Origin of the sequence: Alloalcanivorax sp., from assembly GCF_964221125.1 — a bacterium.
Lineage (GTDB): Bacteria > Pseudomonadota > Gammaproteobacteria > Pseudomonadales > Alcanivoracaceae > Alloalcanivorax > Alloalcanivorax venustensis.
Genome location: NZ_CAXPXK010000031.1, coordinates 1 through 7,365, shown reverse-complemented (window position 1 = coordinate 7,365; position 7,365 = coordinate 1). Strand labels below are relative to the sequence as shown.

Annotated in this window: 8 protein-coding genes and 1 pseudogene; 7 read left to right on the top strand and 2 right to left on the bottom strand. The window is 67.2% G+C overall.

From position 1 onward, the window contains the following. From ACEQZD_RS04140 to ACEQZD_RS04130, 3 genes and pseudogenes are all read left to right on the top strand, one after another. Positions 1–171 (top strand): annotated as a pseudogene (locus tag ACEQZD_RS04140) (YggS family pyridoxal phosphate enzyme); the annotation flags it as partial. 16 nt (positions 172–187) lie between these two features. Continuing rightward, positions 188–997 carry a pyrroline-5-carboxylate reductase gene (gene proC / locus ACEQZD_RS04135; RefSeq protein ID WP_370184205.1) on the top strand — a complete coding sequence of 270 codons (810 nt, stop codon included), beginning with the start codon at positions 188–190 and terminating at the stop codon, positions 995–997. A 96-nt stretch (positions 998–1,093) separates the two neighbouring features. Then, entirely contained in the window at positions 1,094–1,642 is a 549-nt protein-coding gene (locus tag ACEQZD_RS04130) for a YggT family protein (protein WP_370184203.1), read from the top strand. Positions 1,643–1,675: 33 nt separating this feature from the next. On the opposite strand, the gene ACEQZD_RS04125 is transcribed toward ACEQZD_RS04130, so the two are convergent. Further along, positions 1,676–2,479, bottom strand: coding sequence for an SDR family oxidoreductase (locus ACEQZD_RS04125; RefSeq protein ID WP_370184200.1), 804 nt, complete (start codon positions 2,477–2,479; stop codon positions 1,676–1,678). Positions 2,480–2,649: 170 nt separating this feature from the next. On the opposite strand from ACEQZD_RS04125, the gene ACEQZD_RS04120 reads away from it, so the two are divergent. Next, the gene (locus ACEQZD_RS04120; protein WP_370184198.1) at positions 2,650–3,540 is read left to right on the top strand and encodes a thioesterase family protein; all 891 of its coding nucleotides are present in this window, start codon (positions 2,650–2,652) and stop codon (positions 3,538–3,540) included. Here the strand turns inward: ACEQZD_RS04120 and ACEQZD_RS04115 are convergent. Continuing rightward, on the bottom strand, positions 3,530–4,456 hold the full coding sequence (locus tag ACEQZD_RS04115; RefSeq protein ID WP_370184196.1) for a hydroxymethylglutaryl-CoA lyase: 927 nt from the start codon (positions 4,454–4,456) through the stop codon (positions 3,530–3,532). The genes ACEQZD_RS04120 and ACEQZD_RS04115 overlap by 11 nt on opposite strands. 201 nt (positions 4,457–4,657) lie before the next feature. Between ACEQZD_RS04115 and ACEQZD_RS04110 the strand changes: the two genes are divergently transcribed. From ACEQZD_RS04110 to ACEQZD_RS04100, 3 genes are all read left to right on the top strand, one after another. Continuing rightward, positions 4,658–5,503, top strand: coding sequence for an esterase/lipase family protein (locus tag ACEQZD_RS04110; protein ID WP_370184194.1), 846 nt, complete (start codon positions 4,658–4,660; stop codon positions 5,501–5,503). A gap of 82 nt (positions 5,504–5,585) precedes the next feature. Next, positions 5,586–6,035: an OsmC family protein gene (locus ACEQZD_RS04105; RefSeq protein WP_370184192.1), complete on the top strand. Its 450-nt coding sequence runs from the start codon at positions 5,586–5,588 to the stop codon at positions 6,033–6,035. Positions 6,036–6,139: 104 nt separating this feature from the next. Continuing rightward, entirely contained in the window at positions 6,140–7,279 is a 1,140-nt protein-coding gene (locus tag ACEQZD_RS04100; RefSeq protein WP_370184190.1) for an acyl-CoA dehydrogenase family protein, read from the top strand. Positions 7,280–7,365: the final 86 nt, after the last annotated feature.

Sequence of the window (7,365 nt, the reverse complement as noted above, 5' to 3'; positions counted from 1 at the left end):
TTCCACGCCCTCGCCATGACACTGTCACAATTGCGCAATACAATGCCGGCCCTCGACACCCTCTCCATGGGTATGAGCGCGGACTACACGGTGGCCATCGAAGAAGGCGCCACCCTGGTGCGGCTGGGCACCGCCCTGTTCGGCCCGCGTCCGCCCAAGGACACTCGCTGAAAGGACGACGCAGCTTATGGCACAACAACTGATCGGCTTCATCGGCGCCGGTAACATGGCGAACAGTCTGGCGGGCGGCATGATCGCCAAGGGGATCCGCCCGGCCCGCATCTGGATGAGCGACCCCTCCCAGGACCGCCTCGACGAAGTGGCCCAGTTGCACCGCGTTCATGTCAGCCGCGACAACCTGGACGTGGCCCGCCGCGTGGACGTGCTGGTGCTGGCGGTGAAGCCCCAGGTGATGGGCGACGCCTGCGCCGCCCTGCGCGAGATCATCGAGGAGCGCCAGCCGCTGATCATCTCGATCGCCGCCGGCGTCACCGTGGACAACCTGCGCAGCTGGCTCGGCGAGGCGCCCATCGTGCGCTGCATGCCGAACACCCCGTCGCTGGTCCAGGCCGGCGCCACCGGACTCTACGCGGCCCCGGACGTGAGCGCCGAGCAGAAAGAGATGGCCGGCCAGATTCTCAGCGCCGTGGGCCTGACCTTCTGGTTCGAGACCGAAGGCGAGCTGGACGCGGTCACCGCGGTGTCCGGCTCCGGCCCGGCCTACTTCTTCCTGCTCATGGAGGCGCTGATCGACGCCGCCCGGGCCCAGGGGCTGTCCGCCACCACCGCCCGGCAGCTGGTGCTGCAGACCGCTTGGGGCGCCTCCCAGCTGGCGATCACCAGCGAGGACGGCCCCGACGTGCTGCGCCAGCGGGTCACCAGCCCCGGCGGCACCACCGCCGCCGCCCTGCAGGTGTTCGAAGAGGCGGGCCTGCGCGAGCAGGTGCAGGCCGCCGTGGCCGCCGCCCGCGAGCGCTCCGAGCAGCTTTCCGGCTAACCGCCGACGGTCGGGCGGGCGCCGTCCGACCAAAAATTTGAAACCGGCCGCCTTTACCCCAATACTCTGTCGCCACACGAACAGTCTGGAGTCGTCATGAATCCTCAGGGCGCCGCGGTCTTCCTGATTGATTTCGCATTCAGCGTATACATCTTCATCGTTCTGACCCGCTTCGTGCTGCAGTTGGCGCGCGCGGACTTCTACAACCCCATTTCGCAATTCGTACTGCGCGCCACCAACCCGTTGCTGGCACCGCTGCGCCGCATCATTCCCGGCTACCGGGGCCTGGATATCGCCTCCCTGGTGCTGATCATGATTCTGATCGTGGTCAAGGCGCTGATGCTGCTGACCATCCAGACCGGCGGCCTGCCGGCGGGTATCGGGCCGCAACTGCTCGTCTACACGCTCCGGGAACTGGCCTCGCTGATTCTTGATTACGTGTTCTGGGCGGTGCTGGTCCGGGTGATCCTGAGCTGGGTGGCGCCGGACCCCTCCAACCCGGTGGTGCGGGTGGTGATCCAGATCACCGAGCCGCTGATGGCGCCGGTGCGCCGCCTGCTGCCGGACATGGGCGGGCTCGACCTGAGCCCGCTGATCGTGCTGCTCGGCGTGCAGCTGCTGAAGATTCTGTTCCAACTGCACTGACCGGACTCGCCGGCGCCCTCCCCGGGCGCCGGTTCAGCCGGCGATCATGGCGCTGGCGCCACCGTCCACCACCAGGAACTGCCCGGTGATGTGCTTGCCGGCGTCGGACGCGAACAGCAGCACCGTGCCTTTCAGATCCTCCTCGTCGCCGACCCGGTTGAGCGGCACCCGCGCGGCCAGCGCCTCGACGCCGTGCCGGTCGGTGAGATAGCGCGACATCTTGCTGGGAAACACCCCCGGGCCGATGGCGTTGACGGTGATGTTGTAGGCGCCCCATTCCGCCGCCAGCGCGCGGGTGAAGGTCACCACCGCGCCCTTGCTGGTGTTGTAGCCCACCGCCTGCATGAAGTCCCGGTTGCCGCCCAGGGCCGCATTAGACGCCACGTTCACCACCCGGCCGCCGCCGTTGGGGATCATGCTGCGCCGGCCGATTTCCCGGGTCAGCAGGAACAGGTTGCGCACGTTCAGCGTCATCACCTTGTCCCAGCCCTCCAGCGGGTAATCCTCGGCGGGCGCGCCCCAGGAGGCGCCGGCGTTGTTGACCAGAATGTCCACCCGACCCAGCACCTCCAGTGCCCGGTCCGCCAGGCCCATCACCGCGTCCTCGTCGGACAGGTCCACCGCCAGCGGGGTCACGTCGATACCGTCGGCGCGCAGTTGTTCGGCGGCCTCCTCGAGCTCGTTCGCCTTGCGTGAGCTGATCACCAGCCGCGCCCCGGCTTCGCCCAGGGCCTGGGCCATCTGCAGCCCCAGCCCCCGGGACCCGCCGGTAACCAGGGCGGTACGGCCGCTCAGATCCATCAGTTGCTGCACGCTACGGGTTTGCGGTTCGCTCATTGTCGGGCTCCTCGTTATAGGGTTTGCGACCATCATTCGGGGCCGGGCCGGTACCCGCAACCACCGTTTGCGACGAAAAGCCGGCGGCTTCGGACACCGGGGTTGCGCGGCGCCGGGCTTTGCCCTTTGATGCGCGTTTGATCCGTGAAACGCAGTCGTGGAGCCCTCGAGTGAAAACACAGCCCTGGCAGTTGGAGACCGGCGCCTACCCGTTCTCGATCCGATTCAACCCGCATTACAGCCACCTGGACACAGAACGGCACGTTAACAACGTGGCGGTGCAGAGCTTTCACACCGAAGCGCGCACCCGCTTCCACATGGCGGTGCTCGGCGACCGGGCCTGGTATTCCGACGACGTGCTGCTGCGCCCGCGCCGCACCGTGACCCACTTTCTGCGCGAGACCCACTACCCCCACGAAGTCACCGCCGCCGTGCGCCTGGTGGCGGTGGAGGACGACAGCTACCGTCTGGTGCAGGCGCTGTTCCAGAATGGCGAATGCGTGGGCGTGCAGGAGTGCCTGATGGGCGCCTGGGGGGAAGCCGGCTGGGCGGCATCCCGCTGGGTGGCGCTGCCGGAGGCGGCGCGCCGGGCCCTGGCCTCCGAACAGGTGGACGGTCAGCCACTACTGCCCTGGCCGGAGCTGCCGGAAGAGACCGAAACCTTCGAGCCGGGGCCGCGCCAGGTGGCCCTGACCGCCCGCTACGCGGACCTGGACCCGGACCGGCGGCTCTCCGAGCTGGCCCAGGCGCGCTACCTGGAGCAGGCCCGGGCCGGTTCGGTGACCATGCTGCGGCAGCCGAACCTGGGGCTGCTGGTGGCGCGCATCGACATCCGCTACCAGCGCTGGGACACCGGCATGGGCGAGGTGGCGTTGAGCTCCGAGCTGGCCGGCATCGGCAACAGCTCCTTCGTGCTGCGCGGGCGCGCCGCCGTGGACGGCCGCCCGGTGGCCATGGCGGAAAGCGTGATGGTGCTGATCGACCGCGACACCCACAGACCCACCCCGGTGCCCGACGCGCTGCGCGCCGAGATGGCGGTGCTGCAGCCGCCTACAGCGTGATCTGTTTGCCGCGCGCTTCCTGACTCTCGATCCAGGTGAGAATGCGCCCGCCCAGCGGCCGATCGGTGGCCTCGGCGGCCAGCGCCACCGCTTCACGCAGCGCCTGGATTTCGATGCCGGTATCCAGGCCGCAGCTTTCCAGCAGGTAGACCAGATCCTCGGTGGCCACGTTGCCGGTGGCGCCCGGCGCGAACGGGCAGCCGCCCAGGCCGCCCAGCGACGCGTCGAAGCGGCGCACGCCCAGATCCAGGGCGGCCCAGGCCATGGCCGCCGCCAGGCCACGGGTGTCGTGCAGGTGCACGTAGAACCGTTCCGCCCCGAAGTCGCGGATCAGCGGCGCCATGATGTCTTTCATCTGCCGCGGGTTGCCGGCGCCGATGGTGTCGGCGATGGCTACCTCGTCGCTGCCGGCTTCGAACATGCGCTCGGTGAGTCGCTGTGGCAGCGTCACCGGCACGGGGCCGTCGTAGGGGCAGGCGAAGGCGCCGGAGATATAGGTGCGGGTGGCCACGCCGTCGGCGCGGGCGGCCTGGATGATCGCCTCGCAACTGGCCGTCGCCTGCTCCAGGCTCATGTTCAGGTTGCGCTGGTTGAAGGTGTCGGTGGTGGACAGCACCAGCGCCACGGTGGGGTAGCCGGCGTCGCGGGCCAACTGGTAGCCCTTCAGGTTGGGCACCAGGGCGGTGTAGTGCAGGCCCAGGCCCTCGTCCCGGGGCAGCAGCGGCGTCAGCGCCGCCGCGTCGGCCATCTGCGGAATCGCCTTGGGGCTGACGAAGCTGACCGGCTCCAGGTAGCGCACACCGGCGCCCACCAGTGCCCGTGCGATGGCCGCCTTGGCCTCGGTGCCCACCGTCACCGGTTGATTCTGCAGGCCGTCGCGCAGCCCCACTTCATTAACGATCGCCCTGTCTTTCATGCCTTGCCCGTCGTGAAGAGTGAAGGAACGGAAGTGTGCCACGGCGGCGGGTCCGCTGCATCCGGGGCGCGCCGCCGCCGGGAAGTCAATGGCCGGGCTGGTCCGACAATCGGGCAGGGTGCGTTGTGTCCAGGATGGCCGCTGGTTAGTGTCAGAGCGTTTTCCATACCGGCACGACCCCGGGGACCAGGGAGCACGACGATGATTTGGATTCTTTCGCTGATTCTGGTGGTGGTGATACTGATCCCCACCTACGTAACGCTGGCGTTCTATCTGGTCTGGCATTACGACCGGCGTAACTTCCAGGCGCCCCCGGCGGAGGGCGAGTGCGACCCGTTGCGCGGTAGCGCGGTGGCCCGGGCGATTCTGGTGGAAGCGGCCAGCCTCACCTTCCTCAGCGGCACCTATCCATTGCGCCTGCTCCACGACGCCTCGCCCAAGCGTGCGCGCGCCTGCGATCACCGCCCGGTGATCCTGGTGCACGGCTACGGCGGCAACAGCGCCAACTTTCTGTGGATGCAGTGGCGGCTGCGGCGCCAGGGCTTCCGCAACGTCTACGCGGTGAGCTACACGCCGCCGCACATCAACGCCCGCAAGCTCGCCGCCCAGGTCGCCCGCCACGTGGAGAACGTGCTGGCGCGCACCGGCGCCGAACAGGTGGACCTGGTGTGCCACTCCATGGGCGGACCGCTGACCCGCTATGCCCTGAAGAACCTGGGCCTGGCCGGCAAGGTGAACAAGGTGATCACTCTGGGCAGCCCCCACTACGGCACGCGCATTTCCTCGCTGTTCCCGGCCCGGGGCGCGGCCGCTCAGATGCGCTACCGCAGCCCCTTCCTCGAGGAACTGGCGGAAGGCGGCCAGTGCCCGGGGGAGGCACGCTTCTATTGCCTCTACTCAGAGCTGGACAACTTCGTGATGCCCGCCTCCACCGCCACCCTGGCGGACGCGGAGGAGAACCTGCACCTGCCCTATCTGGGCCATTGTGCGTTGCTCTACAGCCCGCGGGTGGCGCGGGCCGTGTGCGAGCGCCTGAAGGCGGATTAAAAGCATTATTGATCCTGCTCAATATTGCCCCCGGCGCGCTTCGGTAGCATGGTATAAGGACAACACGCAGAAGGAGTCCACCATGAGTGAATATGGCGCCACCGTTGCCTGGCACTTGCCGCCGCAGGCCAGCTTCGACTACGAAACCTTCGACCGTTCCCATGAATGGACCTTCGCCGGCGGCGAGGTGGTACAGGCTTCCGGCTCACCGGAATACTTCGGCACCGCCTCGCGGGTGAACCCGGACGAAGCGGTGATCGCCGCCACTGCCAGCTGCCACATGCTCACCTTCCTGTCGATCGCCGCCAAGCAGCGCCTGCGCGTGCTCAGCTATGTGGACCGGCCCCACGGTGTGGTGGAGAAGAACGCCGAAGGCCGCTTCGCGATCACCCGCATCAACCTGCGCCCCAAGGTGGTGTTCGAGGAAGACGTGGACGCCGCCGCCCTGGCCAAGCTCCACGAAAGCGCCCACCGCAACTGCTTCGTCGCCAACTCGCTGCGCTCGGAAGTCACCGTCGAACCGGAATCCTGAGTTCCGGCCCGGGAACGCCGTGACCGGCCGGCCACGGCCGGACGGCGACCCCCGGGGCGGGAGCGGTTAAAATACCCTTTTGTGTCCAGCCAAAAGGGTCAGTCATGCTCGATCAGAACGAAATCGATCTGTTCCGCGATAACGTCCGCAAATTCCTCGAAAAGGAAGTGGCGCCCCACTACGACCAGTGGGAAAAGGACGAAAAACTCCCCCGCGACCTCTGGAACCGCATGGGCGAAAACGGCCTGCTGTGCGTCGACGTTCCGGAACAGTACGGCGGTTTCGGCGCGGACTTCCGCCTCTCCGCGATCATGGTGGAAGAAGCCTCGCGCATGGGCTTCGGCGCCCTCGCCTCCAACCTGTCGGTGCACTCGGACATCGTCGCGCCCTACATCCTCCACCTGGGCAGCGAAGAACAGAAGCAAACCTGGCTGCCGAAGATGGTCAGCGGCGAAGCCGTGGGCGCCATCGGCATGACCGAGCCCGGCGCCGGCTCCGACCTGCAGGGCATGAAAACCCGCGCCGAAAAAGACGGCGACGGCTACGTGATCAACGGCCAGAAAACCTTCATCACCAACGGCCAGCACTGCGACGTCATCGTGCTCGCCACCAAAACCGACCCCAACGCCGGCTCCAAAGGCATGACGCTGTTCACTGTCGACACCAGCCTGCCCGGCTTCGCCCGCGGCCGGAACCTGGAAAAGATGGGCCACCACGCCGCCGACACCTCCGAGCTGTTCTTCGAGAACGTCAAAGTCGGCGCCGACCAGATCCTCGGCGGGGAAGGGCGCGGCTTCGCCAACCTGATGAACGAACTGCCCCGCGAACGCCTGATCCTGGCGCTCGGCGCCGTCGCCGCCTGCGAAGGCATGATCGAGCGCACCATCGCCTACACCCAGGAACGCCAGGCCTTCGGCCAGTCGATCAGCAAATTCCAGAACACCCGCTTCGTGCTCGCCGACCTGCACGCCCAGGTCCAGGTCAACAAAGCGTTCTGCGAACAATCCATCGAGCAGTACGACCGCGGCGAACTCAGCACCACCAACGCCTCCATCGCCAAGCTCACCACCACCGAGCTGCAAGGCAAGGTGGCGGACCAGTGCCTGCAGCTCTTCGGCGGCTACGGCTACATGCAGGAATACCCGATCTCCCGCGACTTCGTCGACGCGCGCATCCAGCGCATCTACGGCGGTACCAGCGAGATCATGAAAGAGATTATTGCTCGGGATATTTTGGGGCGGTGATCGGTCGGGGCTTGCTGACCGCAAGCCTCAGCTTCAATCGTATCAAAAACGCGGCTTCGGCCGCGTTTTTTGTGTTTATGCGCCAG